This window comes from Candidatus Manganitrophus morganii (assembly GCA_021651055.1).
Lineage (GTDB): Bacteria > Nitrospirota > Nitrospiria > SBBL01 > Manganitrophaceae > Manganitrophus > Manganitrophus morganii.
Genome location: JAJHOH010000001.1, coordinates 3,784,265 through 3,804,317, shown reverse-complemented (window position 1 = coordinate 3,804,317; position 20,053 = coordinate 3,784,265). Strand labels below are relative to the sequence as shown.

The window sequence follows — 20,053 nt, the reverse complement described above, 5'->3', positions numbered from 1 at the left end:
ACTCAAAAAAACGAAGGGAAGGGGCGCTGATACTTCAATGTATAATGTATATGGATCGCATTACTCTTCAGATTGTCCAGGTTTAATTTTATCTGCTCCGAATCATCCGATCATAAACATCCAACGTCATGGCAGCACACTTCTCCCAGGTAAACTGCTTTGCTCGTTCTAACCCCTTTTGCCTGAAAAAACTCCTGCGCTGATCGTCATCAAGGAACGACTCTATCTCTTCGCTCAATCGATTTACATCTCCAGGATGGAGTTGAACGCCAGCGTCCCCAACGACCTCCGGAAGAGAGGAGACATTGGAGGTAATCACCGGTGTCCCGGATGCCATCGCCTCCAAGGGAGGGAGCCCAAAACCTTCATACAATGAGGGGTAGACGAAAACGACTGCGCCACTATATAAGGAGGGAAGATCTTCTCTCGGAACATAGCCTATTTTTATGGTTGTTGATCGAATGCCGAGTTTTTCGATCTCGACATCGAGCCCTTCCATCAACCATCCCATTCCCCCGACTAACACAAGAGGATACCGCTCTCTCAAACGGCTCGAAAGGACAGCATACGCTCTTAGCAGAGTCGTAATATTTTTTCTTGGTTCCAGCGTTCCGAGATACAAAACGTAAGAGCCAGGTTTCAATCCATAACGAGACAGGGTCTCATTTAAAAGATGAGAAACGATCGGTTTAAAGTGATCATCCACCCCGAGGGGCGTGACTGTGATTTTTTCGGGAGATAGGCTCAAATACTTTACCATCTCCTGCTTGATCGCTTCCGAAATCGTAATATAATGCGATGCGCGATGTAGCCTCGAATAAAAGTAACGATCCATGTAACGGATTCGTTCGCTAGGGTGGGTCTCCGGAAAAAGGTAAAAGGAGAGATCGAATACCGTCAGGACCGTAGGCCCATTGAATCTCATCGGGATGTAGTTGGTCTCATGGTAGAGATCAAACTTTCTTCGCCACTGACCAAAAGCGAAAAGAAGATCAAGGGATGTCCGATAAGCTGGATAGACCTTTCCAAGCCGACGGGCAAAATCTCTTGCGCTCACATATGACTCCAGGGGGCGATCCTTTAAATGAGGACTGCATTGGAAGCCGTAGTAGAAGAAAAAGTTGAATTGAGACCTCAAAGCCAGCAGCGCTTTGGAATTTTGATAAACATAACTCCCAATGCCGCTTCGGGGGCTTAGAAGTGGAATGCCGTTGATGATAATTCGCATAGAATATCTATTTTCTGAGAATTACCGTTAATGTTGAGTGAAACTAACTACACGGAAATAAAAAAGGCTGAGCCATGCTGAGATAATTTTTAACTTTGACTTCAAATTCCCATTTCCTGATCGCCGCGCCTTAATGAAAAACAAAGTGTTTATTCATAAAATACGAGAATGCCACATAAACAATACCGGCTAGTATTTGGCTAACCGCCTCATGAACGAAGAATACCTTCACAAGCAGGTAAAGTACCACCAAATTTGCGCCAAACGCGACTGCAAAAACTGCCAAAAAACGGACCACTTCTCCAGAAGGCGGTTTAGTCGATTTGAATGTAAAGGTTCTATTCAAAGTAAAGGAGAATAACAGTCCGGTTGAGTATCCGAACACATTACTGAGTTCGGGAGACACCCCAAAAAAATACATACAACTGAATATGGCTGCGTAACCCAACAGCGTATTCAGTACCCCAACTGCTAGAAATCTCGAAAATTGCCTCTTCACTTCGAAACATGCACGAAGTACTGGCCGCCGAACGGGAACCATCCAAGTCTAGGTTCCAACCAAGCGAGTCTTGTAAAACTTGGAGGGAAAAACAAACAGTACTCGGTACGCGGATATTTGAATCCCGTTGACTTTAGATATTGCCTCAATTCTCTCGGCAACACCAGAATGGCATCGTCATCATATGGGCAATTTGAAACAATCCGGCGTGTCACCGGATTGTAAGGGTTATGTTCGAAAATAAATAGATCCCCTGACGAATCCAGGCGCTGATATAGTAAATTAGAAACATTCCCCCGTTCACTAATCGGGATATGGTGATAGACGCCGGCCACAAAAATCAGATCAAACGTTCCGGGACTCAACGTCCCATCCCCCTCGTCAAAAAACGCAACATCTGGTTGATCCCGGCGAGCGATCTCGAGACTCGCGCGAGAAAGATCCGTACCAATGATCTCGACCTTCGGGAAAGCTTCTCTTAAGAATGGGATATTTCTTCCAATCCCGCAACCGTATTCAAGTATCCTTTTCACCGGTCTGGAAATGTGGGATCTCATCAGCTCTACTTTATATTTTGCAAAGTATGCATCATTCTTGGAGAAGAATCCTGTACTCTCCCGCAAGAGTTGATTGTAATTACCGGTGTACTTGTCAAAATCAACGCGATTCGGCACGGCGAGAAATCACCTCCTCAATAATATAGCGAGGGCGCCCTTTAACTTCCTCGTATATGCCGCCAATGTAAGCACCCATGATTCCAATTACGATAAGTTGCACGCCACTGAAAAGAAGTAACAAAGTGACAATTGTTGTCCAGCCACTCGGGATGCTCCGATCGATGAAGTAGCTGATGACGGTACCCAACATGAAAAATAATGCCAGAGCGGCAAAACCCACCCCGACAAAAATACCAATGTATAAAGGCTTTGTGCTAAACGATAGGATGCCGGCCATGGCCAACTGTAGCATCCTGGAGAGCGAGTATTTCGACTCGCCCGCAAAGCGGCGTTCGGCAACATATTCGATGCTCGTTTGCCGGAAGCCGATCCATGAAAAGACGCCCCGAAGGAACATGTTGCGTTCCTGAAAATCGTTTGTGAGCGAAAGGGCAACCCTGCGGCTGATAAGACGAAAGTCTGCAGCGTTGGCATTGATCGGCACGCGCGCGAGAAACCCAAGCAGCCGGTAAAAAAGGTTTCCCAACGTTCGCCTGAAGAAACCGATGTCATCCGTATCGCGCCGAATCGTATAAACCACGTCGGCGCCTGCACAGAACTCAGCGAGAAGCTTCGGAATCAATTCAGGCGGATGTTGCAAGTCGCTGTCCATCATTACGATCACGTCCGCAGCGGCAGCATTCTCGATTCCTGCAAGGAGCGACATTTGATGGCCAAACCGCGATGATAGTGCAATGACTTTTGAGGCAGAATCCATTGAAACAATACCCCTGAGGATATCAAGAGTTTTGTCGGTGGATCGATCTACCACGAAAATGATATCCGAGTCGACGTTTTCCAATTGGTCCAGCACCTGGCGGGTACGAGTATAAAAGTGAGAAATTACTTCCTCTTCATTAAAGACTGGGGTGACAATAGTGAGTTTCAGTCTAGGCATTCCCCCCCCCTGCTGTTTCCAATTGATTGGTTTTTGTCATGTCGGCAAAAATTGCAGGCACATCGTAACCGTTGCGGTTAGATAAACTGGGTGCCTCCCGCACAATAGAAAGATCTAAACCATGCGCCTCCAGATGACGCATCAGGATGTCCCGCACGGTGACGGGAACGCCGCTGGCTACGTGGTAGACCCTGCCGGATACTCCAAGAGCAGCGATCGTGAGCAACTGAGTTGCTGCTTCGTCTGTGGAGAGGTAATCCCGGATGGCTGATAGAGGCCCGACATCGATGATCGACCTCTTTCTCGCCACAACTTCATTAATCTGATGCTGTAGGCGCCCGACGAACAACCTGTCGGATATCCCCGGTCCGTATAAGTTGAATACGCGCGCACAGACCACTTCCACCCCTTGGTAAGCATAAAGGCCCAGCAACTGGGTTTGCCACGCCTTGCTGATCCCATAAACCGAGACAGGAGCTAATACATGATCCTCCCGAATTGGATTTTCAACCGGACTAACCACGCCATACTCAGCGGCAGAACCGATTAAGATAATGCGGGTCTTAAGACCCTTGCGCTGCACCCAATCCAGAATATGCTGCGCCGGGGCGACATTGGTTGAATAAGCTTCAGGAAGATCACCGGAAAATGTTGCCGCTAGATGGAGTACCAGGTCCGGTTTGGCTTGATCAAAAGCAGCTGAGAGCTGTTCCGGGTCGCGAACGTCGCACCGTATTCCGGACGGATCATCGTTTCGATACTGCCTCCCTGCTGCAATAATGTCATAGCTTCCTAACTTTTTCATCCTGGCAATAACAGCCCGACCGAGCGCACCCGTGCCTCCGGTCACCAGTGCTTTCTTCATAATGCAATTCCCAATTGATCGGCAAGCTCTAAAAAGTTTTCATCAGCATACTGATAGTCATCAGGACGACCGATGTCCAGCCAATATCCGGAGAACGGTTCAATGTTGATTTTTTGTCCTTTCGCCAACCCATCGACCATCAAATTATCAAAACCATATGGTTTCCCTCGCGGCAAAATATCAATCACGGAGCGGTTCATGCAATAGATCCCCATACTGACATCAAAATCAAATTTCGGTTTCTCCTGAAACTCGGTCAAATGCCCCGCTTGATCGTATTTCAATACGCCGAAATCGATTTTAACCTGTCTATGATATGCAGAGACGGAAATCTGATTTCCTTTCCGAACGTGCGTTTCAAAAAATGACCGGTAATTAAGGTCGCACAAGATATCCCCATTCATTACGAGGAAACTCTCCGGCAGATCCTTCACCAGGGTTAGTGGGCCGATCGTGCTCAGTTCGCCCTCTTCAAGCGAGTAATCAAGCTTCACGCCTAGACGTGATCCGTCACCAAAATAAGCCATAATCAGATTAGACAGGTGATTCACGGCAAGCGTAACGTGGGTAAATCCCGAACGGGCCAGCTGCATGATTACAATTTCCAGAATGGAGTACTTTCCACCCAATGGCACAAGCGGCTTAGGAATAAGTGCCGTATAAGGGCGCAGTCGGGTTCCCTTTCCACCAGCCAGGATGATCGCTCTCATGATCGTTTCCTCTTTAAATGTTGTACAGCCAAGCCTTATAACGAGTGAGATTGTCGGGTTGTTTGAACCAACGAATGGTGTCTCTCAATCCCGCCTTCAGGTCATGGCCCGGCCGCCACGAGGTAAGCGTGGTAATCCGGGTGTTATCGCCCATGAGTCGGTATACTTCAGAGGCTTCCGGGCGGAGCCTCTCCTCGTCGGCAACAATTTTTGCTTCGGGGTTCAGATCGGCAATCAAGATCTGCGCCACATCGCCGATTGAATGCTCTTCACCGGTCGCGATATTGATTTCCTGTCCGATTGCGGCGTCCGCCCCGGCCAATGCGATGAACCCTTGGACCGTATCCTTAACATAGTTGAAATCACGGGTGGGCGTCAGATTTCCAAGCCGCAATTCGATTTGTCCCGATAGCAATTGGGTAATCACGGTCGGAATGACCGCTCTTGCGGACTGACGGGGTCCATACGTATTAAACGGGCGGACGATCACAACGGGCGTTTCAAAGGAACGATAGAACGACTCGGCCAAGCGGTCGGCGCCGATCTTGGTGGCGCTGTATGGCGATTGGCCTTGGAACGGGTGTTTTTCATCTATGGGAGCGTATTGTGCGGTGCCGTAAACCTCGGAGGTGGAAGTTACCAAGACGCGCTCGGTCCCTTGCTGACGCGCCGCTTGCAGCACATTCAGCGTCCCCTTGATGTTGGTATCGACGTATGAATCGGGCGAATGATACGAAAAGGGTATAGCGATCAGGGCCGCCAGGTGAAAGACGACGTCGTACCCTTTCATCGCTTGCGAAACGCCATTTGGATCGCGAATGTCCCCGGAGAAAACATCGAGAGACTTTAACTTCTCCGCTGACAATGTATCCAGCCAACCCCAGCTATTGAAAGAGTTATAAAAAACAAATGCCCTGACATCACAGCCGCGATCCAGCAACGCCTCCACTAAATGGCTGCCGATGAATCCATCAGCCCCGGTCACCAGTACTTTTTTGTTCTTGAGCTCCATTACACCCCCAATGACTCAGCTTATTTCTCCCGGCCGACTTTCCATTGACCGAGGCCACCGTAACTTTCGCCAGACGCCGGTCCGGAATTCAGTCGGCATTAAGGCCCACAGGAAAATCAGCCCGTATATGGTATAAAGAATCCAGAATCCAGTCAAGGGCCAGTGCCGGTATCTGATCTCAAGCAGATTGCGTCCGGCGGGGACTGAAAGGGTGCGTAATCCATCCTGCTCGACCCATTTCACCCGTTTTCCGTTTAGATAATATCTGAGTCTTGGATTATGCCAAAACAGGTACTGTACAGTGGTCGGCGAGGATGATTCGAGGTCGAGGCGTAGATAGCTCGCATGATCGGTTGCAAATTCCCTCACTTTCAAGTCGGATAGTTTTACGGAAGCGGGCACAGAAGCCGCGACCGGCACCTGAGCAGAACGAAAAACCTCCACCTCCGCAAGGCTCAGGAAGCCTTGGTCGGTAGACGTCCCACTCAGTTGAACGCGAATATATCTGCCGCGCACTCCCCCTGTCTTTATCGTGCCCTTAGGATTGGGGGTAAAATTCACTTTGCTCCAGGTTGCTGGCCTCGTCCGCAGTTCGGAGGCTGTATCGCTCGGTAAAAAGGGGATTTCCGAAATAAATATCCAGTAATTGTTGAGCCGAAATCCGCAACAATCGGTTCTATTCCAAACTCGTATGCTGTCGATTGGCTCGACAGCGCCTAAGTCGATTTCAAGCCAGGAATGAGATTCACCTCCGGTATGGGTAACCGAGCCGAGGTTATAGTCCCCATTCGTATTACCGTCGACCGCCAGCCTTGCCTCCCCTCCGCCATTGCTACTCTGCCTGGCAGGTTTCCCCAGAGCGATATTTTCCAGCTTATTCGGTTCATTTCCGTTTGGAAAAGCCCTGAAATATCCGTTGTCGAAAATGATGGAGTCAGATGACGCCACTTTTACCGCCCGGGTGTGCAGAGGGAGGACCACGGCGTCGTTCGGGAGCCTGTACAATTCATCGGTTTTTATATTTGTAAACAGAGCGCCTAAAGCGCCGATCCCAAGGTCCGACTCGCGCGCAACGACAAAATCGGCGCCCGAATTCTCTATGACTTCCCAATCCGGGCTGACGGCGACCTCTCCCATAACCGGCATTCTTCGCATGTAGTCGGCCCGGGCGGAAAGATAGAAGGTAAAACCGCCGTAGGACGACAGTCGCAGATCTTTCAATACATAATAGGGGAAGACCTTTGGAAATGTCTCCACCCCGCCTTTGGTCCACATGGGGGTGATGTCGACATACTTTATGACCTCCTTGTCGTCAAAGCGTTTGAGGTATGAGACGAACCGCGCTTTCTCCCCTTCATCTAAAATAACTCCTTGCCGTTTCCGTTGTTCCTCGAAGGTACTTCCGCCGACAGAGAAGTCATACATGCGGTCGAGGGGGGGAAGACAAAATAGCACAATTGCGACGCCGTAGACGAACGCTTCGTCGGGGATTAAAAGCGTAAAAGCGAATAAACACGCCAGAAGCAGCTCAAAGATCAGATAGTTGTTCAGCCCCATTTCCTTCGCCAAGACAGGATTACGGCTCACGATGTATGCAGCCACGAGGGTGGCAACCACAAGGATGGTCAGAACAACTCTTAACGCAACCGGAGGGCGCACTTGGACTAACGCTTTAAGCATCAGGGCAACCATCACAGCAAATAGCAGATACGTGGGGAGCAAAAAGCGCTGATAAATATGCATCTTCCCCACCTGGGGAACCAGATAATAAACCAAGTCGCTAACCACGCTGTAATGACCGAAGATCGCCAAAACAGCCGCAAAGTAAACGAAAGCGGAAACTTTGAATATTTTCCAATCCCGCGCGGTCAGCGCGGTCATTGTCTTGGGACTGAGAATAAAAATAGCGGCGGTCGTGATGGCAATAAGACCCCAGGCCAAAGAAAACTCATAGCTCGGTCCCGGAACGTCAAAATGAGAGGAAATGAGCCTCAGAAAAGTTTGCGGCAGCTCCGCCAGTTGATACGCACTATAAAAAAGCGATACTACATTAACACTCGTTGTTTCCTTATGAAATTTATAAACTGCATATAAATAAGGCGACACGATCAGCGATGCGCAAAGATAGGGAGTAGCGGCAAAAAATAACGCACGCACCCGTTCATCAAGTGAGATTGAATCATCGATCACAAGTAGCTTCGCCGCGACCAAACCGGCCGACAGAGCCAGACAGGCAACGCCGAGAGGCATATACCCTCCCATAAAACCGATCACGACAGGCAAACAGGCGAATACGAGCCGCCGGAGATTGGGTCCCTCACTATAGGCCAAAGCACTGTATGCGGCCCAGGGAATAATCGTTGCACAAAGGAGAAACGATGGTTGTGTAAGCGAATTCATCATGTATAGGCTGAATGCGAATATGGCGGCAATCAGTGCGGCGGGGCCGAATTCAAAAGAAAAGAAACGGGTGAACAGTTTTAAAGAAAAATAGCACGCAAGAAAGGAATGTGCCGCAAACATCAACACCAAAAAGCGGCCGAGATCTTGCCGCGTCGTTGTTTCCGGCGCCGCCAGCAAACTGTAGATCACGACAAATGGATGATAGGCGAAGAAGTTGGGGCTCAGAAAAAAGTCGGAACTGCCGTTATATGAGGAGAAGTCGATCGCCGTGAAATTAAATGAATGGATCAGCATCTGTGTTTTGGCCAATGCCGGTAAATACCAACCGAGGGTGTCTCCCCCATAGAGAAACCCAGCGTCGACCGACCCGTTCCTTAATGCTGGCAGGTAAAAAATTGCCGTCATTGCAATGGCAAGCGCAAAACTTCTGTTCCGCTTAATGAGCGCAATGAGCGCAGTCACTGCGGCGATTGACATTTCAACGGCTGCATGTTTGATCAAAGCAAATCCTTGTTATTATTCTGATACCCATCTATTGGGCCCATGCCTGGAACTTTATAGTCCATTACAGCTTATTAAAAAATATTTTCAACTTATTTTTGATTCTATAGCGGAAAGAATTCCGTATCTCTTCGAGCATCTTGCTGCGGTCGACCAGGGTTTGCCGCGTTTCAACCAATTCCCGCGTCAGATCCGACACCCCTTTGCTGCTCTGTTCCAGCAGCGCAGTTCGTTCCAAGAGAATCTCCCGCGTCTCGACCAGTTCCCGCGTCCGTTCCACCAGTTGCCGACGGCATTCAATCAAATCCTGGGTGACGACGGAATACTCCGTCTGGAAACAGTTTTCCAAAGCGGCAGGATCCAGTTCTCCTCCCCGTCGAAGAAGATGCAGCCCGTTGGCACAGCGGGCGATGTTGTCCCATGCCACGGTGTACTCACGAACCCCATCCCCATGGTTAAACCGGTTCGGAAATGATCGATTGATTAAAATGTCATCAAGAGATGCGGACAATAAAATGTTCCCGCAATCAACGCCGCGCTCCCAATACGATCGAGCTTCTTCTTTATCGCTCAGTGAGTATGCAATCTTTCCGGCATTGAACCAAGCCTCCGTGGTCTTGGTGGCCAAATGGATTCCAAATCCACGCACATCCAAGCCGGCGCATTTCACGAATGTAGCCTTTGCCCGCTCCAGATGGCCCCCCCTCTGGAGAAGCTTCGCTTTAACAAAAAGAAGAGAGACCTGCCAACGCAACCCCATGGGGCCTTCCGGCGGATCGGCGACAACGACATCGATGCAGCCGATGATCTCTCGTACCGCAAGCGCCTCCGCAAAACACCGCTCAAGAACGCGATACGCCTTTACGGAAAGCGCTGCGGCATAATCGCTCGAATTCTTCGGCGAAACCGACATCACTTCAGAGGCCAGTTTTTCCAGGGCATCCACACGCTTCAATCGATACCCTACATTCACCATGGCGTGCATCAACCATGGATTTTGGTATGACTCAGCGTAACGAATCGACGCATGTCCGGCATGAGCAATATTATGAAACATACGCTCTTGGTAATCTTGAGTTGTACCCAACGGCGATTTCATTGCCACCATCAACCACCATTCGCAATCCGCTGGAACCTGCTCGGTAATGGCCACCTTTCGAAATGATCTAGGCCGTGTCTCCCACTGATTCCCGTTGTGGGAGTTTTTACACCGGCTTGCCGTCTGGGCAAAAGCTTCCTCCAAAACAAAATGCGACGCAAGTTCACCCTGTAATCTCGTCCAGTCATACACGTGAAGGTGATAAGGGTTCGGATCTCTTCCGGTTTCATCACTCCAATTGTTGGGAACGCTTACGATAATTCGGCCACCAGGAGAAAGGAGGCGGTGGAATTCCTTCAAAAGGGCTGGAGGATCTGCGACGTGTTCTAGTGTCTCAAAAGATACGATGACATCGAAGGAACCATCCTTATAAGATGAAAGAGCATCGGGCAATATGCCCCAGAGATACTCCACTTGTCCGTTCTCATATGCAAACGATTGGGTCGCGTAGTTGACTGCGTATTCACTACCATCAAACCCCACAATCTTTTCGGCTTGTGTCATATACTGAATAACATGGCTGCCATAGCCGAGACCGCATGCCGCATCCAGGACACGATCACCAGGTTTAATGTAGTCACATGCCCACTGATATCGAATTACGTGAGCATCCGAACGCTCCCCGGAATCGCGCAACATGTCCATATGCAAGCCACGCTCTTCATTTAGGGATGCCAACGGATAGCTTATTAAAACCTTTTCTGGAGTTTTTTCTAAAGGAATTACAATCTGCCATCCATCTTGATTCAGTGACTCATAGTCGTTAATCCTGTAATAACCGGGATGCTTACGAAAGCCGGCTTCAAAACACCTCGCCTCCCACCACGCTCGTTTCTCAACCGTTAAATGCCAATGATCATCCCGATCCCGGATCGTCGCAAGCTTAAGAAAAACATAGCGCCCTGCAACACGGCGAATTTCCTGAAGTGCTTTCGGCACATCCTCAGGCGTAAGGTGCTCCATACAATCAGTGGTTACCACAGTATGAAAGGAGCTATCTCTAAATGGGATATAGAGAACTGATCCAAGACTAAATCGTCCAGGCATCCTTTTTTGGCAACGCGACACGACAACCCTCGATACATCCAGACCATACGCGTCTAGACCACGACGCAACAGTGCAGCTACTAAAGCCCCTTCTCCTGAACCAATATCAAGAATGCTGCCGAAACCACAAATCATGACAATTTGATCTGCTGTTAGTTCAAGATTGCCACTGGATTCACCGATACGATCCCTCCGGGTCCAGTAATTATCATACTCTGCGCTATAATTAGGTTCAGTCACCATGTCGCCTTCATTTTGAGGTCAACCACACCGCCGAAAAAATGCTCATTCTTCTTCATTAGAACTTGAAAGAAAGCTGCTTCATCCACCCAATGTAACACGCGCTGTGATATATAATCCGGCGTTTCTTCAAATGAAACTGCAGCCTGCACCTCGTAAAGATTGGTTCCCAGGCTACAGGCGCATTCGAATAAAACGTTAAATTGCTCGCACGCTTTGATTTGTCGGCTCCAAAAAACTGGCTCTACCGAATTGGCCGCCAGAATACTTATATCCTGATTGAGTGTGCCCCACGAGTAAATCTTGACTCCTTCTTTATTGCGGAGTCTTATGGCGATATTCAATTTATCAATGTCCGCCTGCGCTTCGCATACGATTCTGATGCGCAATCGCTCTCCTGGGTAATATACTAAGCACGGATTACCTTCGGAATCTAGTGTTTCCACTCGTATGATCTTCACTATGCCTTCGCCAAATGAAAGACGATCAGGTCGCGCACCAATTGCATTTTGTATTGAACAGGGATCAACTGCGACTGACGCCTGCGAAGCGCTGCCCACCTCTAAAGATTCTGTGGCTTTTACAGCGCGCCTTCGTGCCGCTATATCCTTTACGGCGGCGCTGAAATACACGGACTCCTCATCGTGTAATAGCCGACGATATTCAAGTATCACCTCCGAAGATAGCCCCCATTCGACGGCTACCCCCCTATTCAAGAGGAGTGCACGACTGGTCAATGTTCTGACGCTTTCCTGATCGTGAGACACAAATAATAATGTCGTACCATTATTGACCAATTTTTCAAGTTGTTGAAAACACCGCTTCTGGAATAACGCGTCACCAACTGCAAGCGCCTCGTCGACGATCAAGATGTCAGGTTCAACCTGCACTTGAACGGCAAAGGCAAGACGAACAAGCATGCCGCTGGAATAAGTCTTGACCGGCTGATCCAAATGCTCACCAATATCCGCAAATGCGGCAATCGCGTCAAATTTAATGTCCATTTGCTCTTTGCTGAATCCAAGCAACGCACCATTGAGATAAACATTCTCACGCCCGGAGAATTCGGGATTAAAGCCGGAACCCAATTCCAGCAAGGCGGCAATTCGTCCATTCGTCGTCACTGTACCCGTTGTCGGCGCAAGTGTCCCCGTAATGATTTGCAGTAACGTGCTTTTCCCGCTGCCGTTTCGTCCGATGATGCCGACGGACTCTCCCTTCCTGACCTCAAAAGAGATGTTCTTGAGCGCCCAGAATTCACGGAAATACCGTTTCGGATCCATTCCGATGAAATGTTGAAGCTTGGGAAAGATAAACTGTTTTAGCTGATCGCGAGGAGAATCGTAGAGTTCAAAGCGCTTGGAAATTTCTTCTACTCGGATGACGACATCATTAAAGGACATTGGCAAATCCCTTTCTGGTTTTTTGGAACCAGGCATACCCCATCCAAGCCACGAGGATCGAAATCAAGCTGTAAACTGTCAAACCGGCCCAATTCGGTAATTGGCCAAAAATAAGAACCGAGCGGGCCTGCTCAATGATAAATGTGAGCGGGTTAATCATCAGCCAGGGACGCAAGTCTTCAGGCAAAGCCGAAGTCGGGTAAAAAACAGGGGAAAAGAATATCATAACCGTCATTGCAAATCCAATCGCTTGCCCTACATCCCGCAAAAATACGCTCAAAGATGCAAGGACCCAAGCGAAACCTAATGTGAGCGCGACGAAGGGAAGTAACACCAACGGCATGAAAATAGCTGTCCAGTAAAAGGAACCATTGAGGATGATGAGAGCGATAGACAGTACAAATAGATTGACCAGACTATGGAATAACGCAGCTCCCATGCTGATAACCGGCAGGATTTCCAGGGGAAAGACAATCTTTTTGACGTAGCTGACATTATTAAGAATCAATCCCGGAGCGCGGTTGAGAACTTCAGAAAACAGACTATGCACGATCATGCCCACAAACAGCACTACGGCGAACTTAGTTTTTGTTTCTTCCCCACCGATACCCCAACGGGCTTTGAACACAACAGAGAAAACAAATGTGTACATCACCAGCATGAATATCGGATTAAAAAGGGACCACAGCAGTCCAATGGCAGAACCTTTGTAGCGACCGACCACTTCACGTTTTATCATTTGAAAAATGAGCTGACGATTACGCTGTAAACTGCTGACCAATGAAATTAGAGAAATAGGGGGTGCAACGTGGGGATTCATGTATTTTCCATTACAAGATCTAAACCACCGGCTTTACTCAGTCAACTTCTTTCTGAGCTTCCTTTTCAAAACAATGAGCCGTGCCGCCAGGCCCTCCCTGCGTAGTATTCGAGCCTGAGCGATAACCAAGCGTAGCAGTTGCGCGAGGCCCCGTCTGCGCTGTGCGCGTGCCTGAGCTACGATCAAACGCAATAATTGCATGATGCGCCAAGATACGCTAACCGGAGGGGGTAAAGGCGGCAGGATCGTCTCATAACCGGTGTATGTAGCGAAAGCGGATGGTGAGAAATCGCTGATGACGGCATTCTCTTGCCCCTCATTCCAAGGACCGGAAGGAAACTCATCCTCGAGATCAATAACGACGGTTGATGGGACTTCCTGGCTGATTACGCTCTCACCCACTAAAACAGCAAGCGTCTTTCTATCCAGATGAGGCAGCGCCAGACCCAAATCTTTTGGGAACCCTAGAACCCTGAAAATGAAACGTGCATAACCATTCGGTGCAGATGGATTAAGATGCCGGAAATCAATCCTCTCGTGGACGCTATGAATCGGTTGATCTCCATGTTTCAAAATGGCAGCCGTTGCTGCACAGTTCTTGTCCGGGTTCCGTGCCAAACTTCCCGCAAGGACTTGAAGATGATTGGAAAATATTTTCTCATTCGGCGCGACGAATACCACGGCATCCGTTTGTGGGGTCCGCTTCAAGACCTCGCCGATGATCTCGCCGACTCTGCGTCTCGATCTAATCTCCCGACTACGATCATAGGTAAAGAAATCGACCTCCAGCACATCAATCGGCATTCTCAATTTTGAAAGAACCGCTTTAATGCAAGACTGGTTTTCGCTCGCCGCAGTTTTGTCGATAATTAGGATTGGAGAAAAATCGGTGTATTCCTGAGTAACCACGCTGGCGATATGCGCATTAAGAATGGCATCCGAATATTCCGGCATTAGAAGGTTTAAACGAACGTTGATTCTCCTCTCCTCTGGACATTGACGATTAAGGAGCTTAAGCTTCCGATCTGAAAATCCGAGATACAGATCCTTCAGATTTTTCTTAAAAGTGAACTTCGTTCTAAATATATCCTGTGCTTTCGCTACCATTCCGAGGGCTTCATCGTGATTCTTTTTTGCCCAAGCAAGATGTTTTAATATGTCATCGCAGATTCTGTCGGCGGACCATCGGGTGTCAATGTATAGCAAAGAGTCGCCGAAAAACTTCTTAGAGAAGTTATTTTCATCGCAAATGACAAGCGCTCCGGCAGCCACGCTCTCGAACAAACGGCTCGACATCAGCTCGGAGTCCTTGTGCGCTTGCGATGACAAAACCAGCGCGATACCAGCTTTGGCGATTTCATCCATCATCGAAACACCGTCAAATGGAATCTCCCGGACATAGCTGTCATATCCGTCCCAGACCTTCACGCCCTGGAATATCCTCGGGCCGTAAATCCGGAGAACGCCAGTATGATCTAAGGATTTTAGCAAATCCTGATGGCGGGATCTCCCGCCACCGAGAGCCTCCCAGTTTATTCCAGCATAGAAAAGTTTATGGTCTCCCAGTGACGGCGGATGAACAATATCCGCGACTGAATGATATAGGTTGAAGAGAGGGGACAGATGCGTTGCGGCCCTTCGCACCATACGGCCGACATGGTCGTCGGCAGCAGGAGAACCGCAGCTTACAAAATCATCATGTGTCAGCAGATTCCGCGAGCAGCGTTGATAACCCCATTCGTGATAAAACTGGATGGGATTCCACAGTGCCACAAATGAAAAAACATCATAGAGTTTTGGCGTGTCATAATGAAGATGAAAAACGAAATCGACATCTTTTTTTGTTATAACGTTGGCTGGAGTCTCCAAGAGACGACCATCTGCATAAATCTCAATGCATTCCAGGCCGAGAGCGGCCGCCGCGATTTTCAGACGCGCGATTACCTCATCTTCCGCAGTCTTGATCTCAGGCCACAGCTTTACTACCGCGAAGCGCCCAACGAGCCCCGCAGGCAAAACAAAATCCTCAACCATGCTTTATGTACCGCCAATGATTATTCAAGAAACCCACTCGCCATCAATAACGAGCGCAGTCGCAGTCCTTCCGCATGCTTTGTGCGGGCATGCAACGTGACTGGGGCAACAGATTAGTGTTAAGAGGATCGGTGTTAGAGTCGCCCACCAAGCTGAGGAGTTTCGAGCCGTGCCAGAAAATCATTATAGGCATTCTGCAATCCGGTCTTTTCGTCGACCTTGGGGCGCCAGCCGAGTGCCTGGATGCGGGAACTGTCAAGGAGCTTTCTCATCGTTCCGTTCGGCTTCGACTTATCATAGACAATGCGCCCCTCAAAACCGATCACTTCGGCAATCAAATGGGCCAATTCCGCAATGGATAGATCATGACCGCATCCCACATTGAACACATCGTCCTTCACCGAGGCGGCCATCAGGCATTTCATAGCGTCGGCCAAATCGTCCACATACAATACTTCCCGTCTCGGTGTTCCGTCGCCCCAGACAACCAATTCTTTTTTTCCGGCCAGTTTCGCCTCATGGGCCCGGCGGAGGATGCCGGCAACGACATGGCCATGCTGGGGATGATAATTGTCACCCGGACCGTATAAATTGGGGGGGATCACTGAAATGAAGTTGCATCCGTACTGCTTGCGATATGCCCGGCAGAGCTCTATTCCCGCAATTTTGGCAATCGCATACGAACGAATGTTCTCCTCCAGTGGACCGGTCATCAGCGCCTCCTCGGAGATGGGCTGGGCCGCGATGGTCGGATAGGTACAATTCGATGCAACGAAAACCAGCTTCTCGGCTCCAAAGTGGTGCGCGGCGTGAATCACATTCGTTTGGATCATCAAATTACTGTATAGAAAATCAGCGGGAAAAGTGGTATTCGCATAAATACCCCCAACCTTCGCCCCGACATGAAAAATGAGCTCCGGTCGATTCTTGTCCATCCAATCGTAAACGGATTTTTGGCTGCATAAATCAAGTTCTTGACGCGAGGCGAGCAATAAATGAGCTCCCTCTTTGCTAAAATTTCGAGCCAGAGCAGACCCAAGCATCCCACGATGGCCCGTAATCCACACTCTTTTTCCACTAAATGGGAATATACCATTTCCAGTATATATTTCAGGCATTAATTCACCTTTTTCAATTTATGGCACCTGAAGATCACTGCGACTTGCATTCGAAATGTGTATCGAGTAAACATGAAGCGACAATGGAACCAGACACAGATATTGATAAGCCGACTCTCATCTGAGCCTCTATCGATGCGTAAAGTAAATCAATTTCACACACGGATTTTTTCTCTCCAATAGTCCAATAAATCCCGAAGCGTCTGCTCCATTGGAATCTCGGATTTCCAGCCAAACTCCTTTTTCAATTTTGAGGCGTCGCAAAGCATAAAGGGGATATCATTCGGGCGGACACGAACCTGCTGTTGTTGCAGCTCAATCCCTTTGACCCTGCTTTCACCAATCAAGATCTTCACCAGCTCCCCGATCTTCCATGCCTTATTACTGCCGATATTGTATACCTCTCCGCCCCTGGCATTTTCAAGAATAATCCGATAAGCCCTTACTACATCGCGTACATCGGTGAAATCCCGCCGTGTTTCAAGATCACCGACATGAAGGACCGGCTTACAAAGCCCCTTTTCGATTTCGACGATCTGCTTTGCAAAGCTCGAGCATACAAACTGCTCGGATTGTCGCGGACCGATGTGATTGAACGGACGGACACGGATCACATCCATTTGATAGGTGGTCGCGTACTGGTATGCCAACAGGTCTGAACAAGCCTTTGTCACACCATAGGGACTGATCGGTTTGAGGGGATATTCTTCAATTACAGGCAAACGATCTTCCGGCACATGGCCGTATACCTCACCTGATCCAACAATTAAAATCTTCGGAGTCAACCCCGTCGACCGAACGGCCTCGAGCAGATTCAATGTTCCACAAAAATTTACTTCATAAACCGATCTCGGATTAGTGTCGGCATCTGGAACAAAAGCTGATCCGGCCAGGTGATAAAGATATTTTGGTTTAACCCCAAGTAGGATTTGTTCAACAGTTCTAGAATTTCGGATATCCCCAGGCAAAACCTCGATTTGCGATTCGATTCGTAAGAGATTCGACACCTCTCGCGTTAAGGCAATCCCGGAGACTTGATACCCCTCGTCTACCAGCAAGTCGGAAAGATGACTTCCAACAAATCCGTTAATACCGGTAACAAGAACGCTGGACCTACCTCCGGGCGACCTGTCTTTTGACTTTTTCAAGATCGGCCTCGACCATCATCCGAATCATTTCTTCAAAAGAAACTTTCGGCTCCCATCCTAATTGGGTCCGGGCTTTTGTCGCCCCACCCAATAGATGGTTCACCTCTGCTGGTCTGAATAAGGTCTTGTCGATTACGACAAAATCATTGTAGTCCAGACCGACATGGGTAAACGCCAACTGGGCGAGTTTTCTCACCGAATGCTTGATCCCGGTAGCAACAACATAATCATCCGCCTTCTCCTGCTGAAGCATTCTCCACATGGCCTCAACATAATCACCGGCAAACCCCCAATCCCGCTCTGCATCCAGATTGCCCATTTGAAGTTCTTTGACCATCCCCAGTTTTATTTTTGCAACTGTATTCGTCACTTTTCGCGTCACAAACTCCAGTCCCCTGCGAGGGGATTCATGATTAAATAAGATTCCCGAACAGGCAAAAATATTATAGCTCTCACGATAGTTCACTGTGATCCAATGGCCATAGACCTTCGCCACACCGTAAGGACTTCTGGGGTAAAAAGGGGTTTTTTCCGTTTGTGGTATCTCTTGAACCTTTCCGAACATCTCCGATGAAGAAGCCTGATAAAACTTTGCGTCGGGTTTATTTTTTCGAATCGCTTCTAGAATACGCGTCACTCCAACACCTGTAATTTCAGTAGTTAAAACAGGCTGGTTCCAGGAGGTTGGAACAAATGATTGTGCAGCAAGATTGTAAACCTCATCCGGCATAATGCCTTTAATTGCTTCATCGAGAGAGGATTGATCGGTCAGGTCTCCCTGTACAAAATGAAGTTGATCGCGGATGTGCTCCACGCGTTCGTAATTTTCGACGCTAGAACGTCGAACCATTCCGTAGACCTTGTACCCCTTTTGTAAGAGCAACTCTGCTAGATATGATCCATCTTGTCCAGTAATTCCTGTAATTAATGCTTTTTTCATTATTTTTCCTAATAACAGATTAATTCTTTTAGTTGTTGACCTTTGCTAAAATCCCATCAATATATTCTTGCATTTTGGTCAATCGGGCTTGACTGCTCGCCTCAAATCGGAGTACCAATGCCGGCTGGGTATTTGAAGCCCGGATGAGGCCCCATCCATCCTCAAACAAAATCCGGATGCCATCGATATCAACCGTTTTGTATTTGCCGGAGAAATATTCTCGGCACTTTTCGACCACTGCAAACTTCCGGTCATCCGGACAATCAACACGGATCTCCGGCGTCGCATATGTCTTTGGCAGATCCGAAAAATAAGAAGACAGCGTCTGTTCACTATTCACAAGAATCTCCACCAATCGACATCCCGCATAAATCGCATCATCATACCCAAAATACCGATCCGCAAAGAAGAGATGGCCGCTCATCTCCCCGGCCAACAGCGCCCCGGTTTCCTTCATTTTGGATTTGATCAAAGAGTGCCCGGTTTTCCACATGATCCCGTTTCCGCCGAGCCGCGCAATTTCATCATAGAGGACTTGAGAAGCCTTGACTTCGGAGATAATGATCGCGCCCGGACTTCTTTTGAGAATATCCGTCGCGAAGAGAAGCGTAAGCTTATCCCCCCAGATAATCTCACCCTTCTCATCGACCGCACCCAACCGGTCGCCATCTCCATCAAACGCAATCCCGACATCCGCCCGTTCCTTTCGAACGCATGCAATAAGATCGGCAATGTTCTCGGGAACGGTCGGATCGGGATGATGGTTCGGAAATCGTCCATCCGGCTCGCAATAAAGCGGAATTACTTCGCATCCCAGCTGTTCAAATATCTGAGGAGCAATCAGGGCCGCCGCCGCATTTCCGCAGTCAACCACCACTTTTTTTGATCGGAGGGAACCGAAGTGCTTCACGAAATAGCGGAGGTAAGTAGCCAGAAAATCAGGCTCGAAGGTCAATTCCCCCTTCCCCCGGTCGAAATCGCCGCTCTCCGCCATCGTGCGGACTTGCTGGATCTCGGCGCCGTAGAGGGTTCCCTTTCCGCGGCAGAGTTTGAATCCGTTAAATTCGGCTGGATTGTGGCTGGCGGTGATCATGACCCCGCCGTCGACTTGCAAGTTGAAGAGAGAAAAATAGAGGACCGGTGTCGGACAGGCGCCGATATCGACGACATCGATACCGGTCGAGAGGAGTCCCGCCAACAATGCTTCCCGAAGCGAAGGGCTGCTGAGCCGAATATCATAGCCGAGCGAGATCTTTTTTCCGCCGGATCGGCGGATCAGCGTGCCAAAGGCCTTCCCGATCTCTTCGGCCACCTTCTCGGTCAGGACAGTTCCGTAAACCCCTCGGATGTCATACTCTCTAAAGATCGACAT

At 48.9% G+C, this 20,053-nt stretch carries 15 protein-coding genes; all 15 read right to left on the bottom strand.

Annotation, left to right across the window (positions count from 1 at the left end; translation table 11 throughout):
• Positions 1-88 precede the first annotated feature (88 nt).
• Positions 89-760 (bottom strand): glycosyltransferase family 4 protein, encoded by a 672-nt coding sequence (locus MCM46_17555; protein MCG3113618.1) that lies wholly within the window; start codon positions 758-760, stop codon positions 89-91.
• Positions 761-1,723: 963 nt separating this feature from the next.
• Positions 1,724-2,401: a methyltransferase domain-containing protein gene (locus MCM46_17550; protein ID MCG3113617.1), complete on the bottom strand. Its 678-nt coding sequence runs from the start codon at positions 2,399-2,401 to the stop codon at positions 1,724-1,726.
• The gene (locus MCM46_17545) at positions 2,385-3,341 is read right to left on the bottom strand and encodes a glycosyltransferase family 2 protein (GenBank protein MCG3113616.1); all 957 of its coding nucleotides are present in this window, start codon (positions 3,339-3,341) and stop codon (positions 2,385-2,387) included. Before MCM46_17545 ends, MCM46_17550 begins: the two co-directional genes overlap by 17 nt.
• Complete coding sequence (locus MCM46_17540) at positions 3,334-4,206, bottom strand: NAD-dependent epimerase/dehydratase family protein (protein MCG3113615.1); 873 nt, start codon at positions 4,204-4,206, stop codon at positions 3,334-3,336. The genes MCM46_17545 and MCM46_17540 overlap by 8 nt, the downstream gene beginning before the upstream one ends.
• Positions 4,203-4,916, bottom strand: coding sequence for an NTP transferase domain-containing protein (locus tag MCM46_17535; protein ID MCG3113614.1), 714 nt, complete (start codon positions 4,914-4,916; stop codon positions 4,203-4,205). Before MCM46_17535 ends, MCM46_17540 begins: the two co-directional genes overlap by 4 nt.
• A gap of 13 nt (positions 4,917-4,929) precedes the next feature.
• Positions 4,930-5,928 carry an NAD-dependent 4,6-dehydratase LegB gene (locus MCM46_17530; GenBank protein ID MCG3113613.1) on the bottom strand — a complete coding sequence of 333 codons (999 nt, stop codon included), beginning with the start codon at positions 5,926-5,928 and terminating at the stop codon, positions 4,930-4,932.
• Between the two features lie 15 nt (positions 5,929-5,943).
• Positions 5,944-8,832 carry a discoidin domain-containing protein gene (locus tag MCM46_17525; protein MCG3113612.1) on the bottom strand — a complete coding sequence of 963 codons (2,889 nt, stop codon included), beginning with the start codon at positions 8,830-8,832 and terminating at the stop codon, positions 5,944-5,946.
• 64 nt (positions 8,833-8,896) lie between these two features.
• Entirely contained in the window at positions 8,897-11,221 is a 2,325-nt protein-coding gene (locus tag MCM46_17520; protein MCG3113611.1) for a methyltransferase domain-containing protein, read from the bottom strand.
• Entirely contained in the window at positions 11,215-12,657 is a 1,443-nt protein-coding gene (locus MCM46_17515) for an ABC transporter ATP-binding protein (GenBank protein ID MCG3113610.1), read from the bottom strand. Before MCM46_17515 ends, MCM46_17520 begins: the two co-directional genes overlap by 7 nt.
• Complete coding sequence (locus MCM46_17510; protein ID MCG3113609.1) at positions 12,611-13,441, bottom strand: ABC transporter permease; 831 nt, start codon at positions 13,439-13,441, stop codon at positions 12,611-12,613. The genes MCM46_17515 and MCM46_17510 overlap by 47 nt, the downstream gene beginning before the upstream one ends.
• A 33-nt stretch (positions 13,442-13,474) precedes the next feature.
• A complete protein-coding gene (locus tag MCM46_17505) occupies positions 13,475-15,475 on the bottom strand; it encodes a hypothetical protein (protein ID MCG3113608.1) in 2,001 nt (666 codons plus the stop codon).
• 134 nt (positions 15,476-15,609) lie between these two features.
• On the bottom strand, positions 15,610-16,593 hold the full coding sequence (locus tag MCM46_17500) for a GDP-L-fucose synthase (GenBank protein MCG3113607.1): 984 nt from the start codon (positions 16,591-16,593) through the stop codon (positions 15,610-15,612).
• Between the two features lie 155 nt (positions 16,594-16,748).
• A complete protein-coding gene (locus MCM46_17495) occupies positions 16,749-17,741 on the bottom strand; it encodes a GDP-mannose 4,6-dehydratase (GenBank protein MCG3113606.1) in 993 nt (330 codons plus the stop codon).
• Positions 17,707-18,681, bottom strand: a complete 975-nt coding sequence (gene gmd / locus MCM46_17490; GenBank protein ID MCG3113605.1) for a GDP-mannose 4,6-dehydratase — start codon at positions 18,679-18,681, stop codon at positions 17,707-17,709. The genes MCM46_17495 and gmd overlap by 35 nt, the downstream gene beginning before the upstream one ends.
• A 28-nt stretch (positions 18,682-18,709) precedes the next feature.
• Positions 18,710-20,053, bottom strand: a complete 1,344-nt coding sequence (locus MCM46_17485; GenBank protein ID MCG3113604.1) for a phosphomannomutase/phosphoglucomutase — start codon at positions 20,051-20,053, stop codon at positions 18,710-18,712.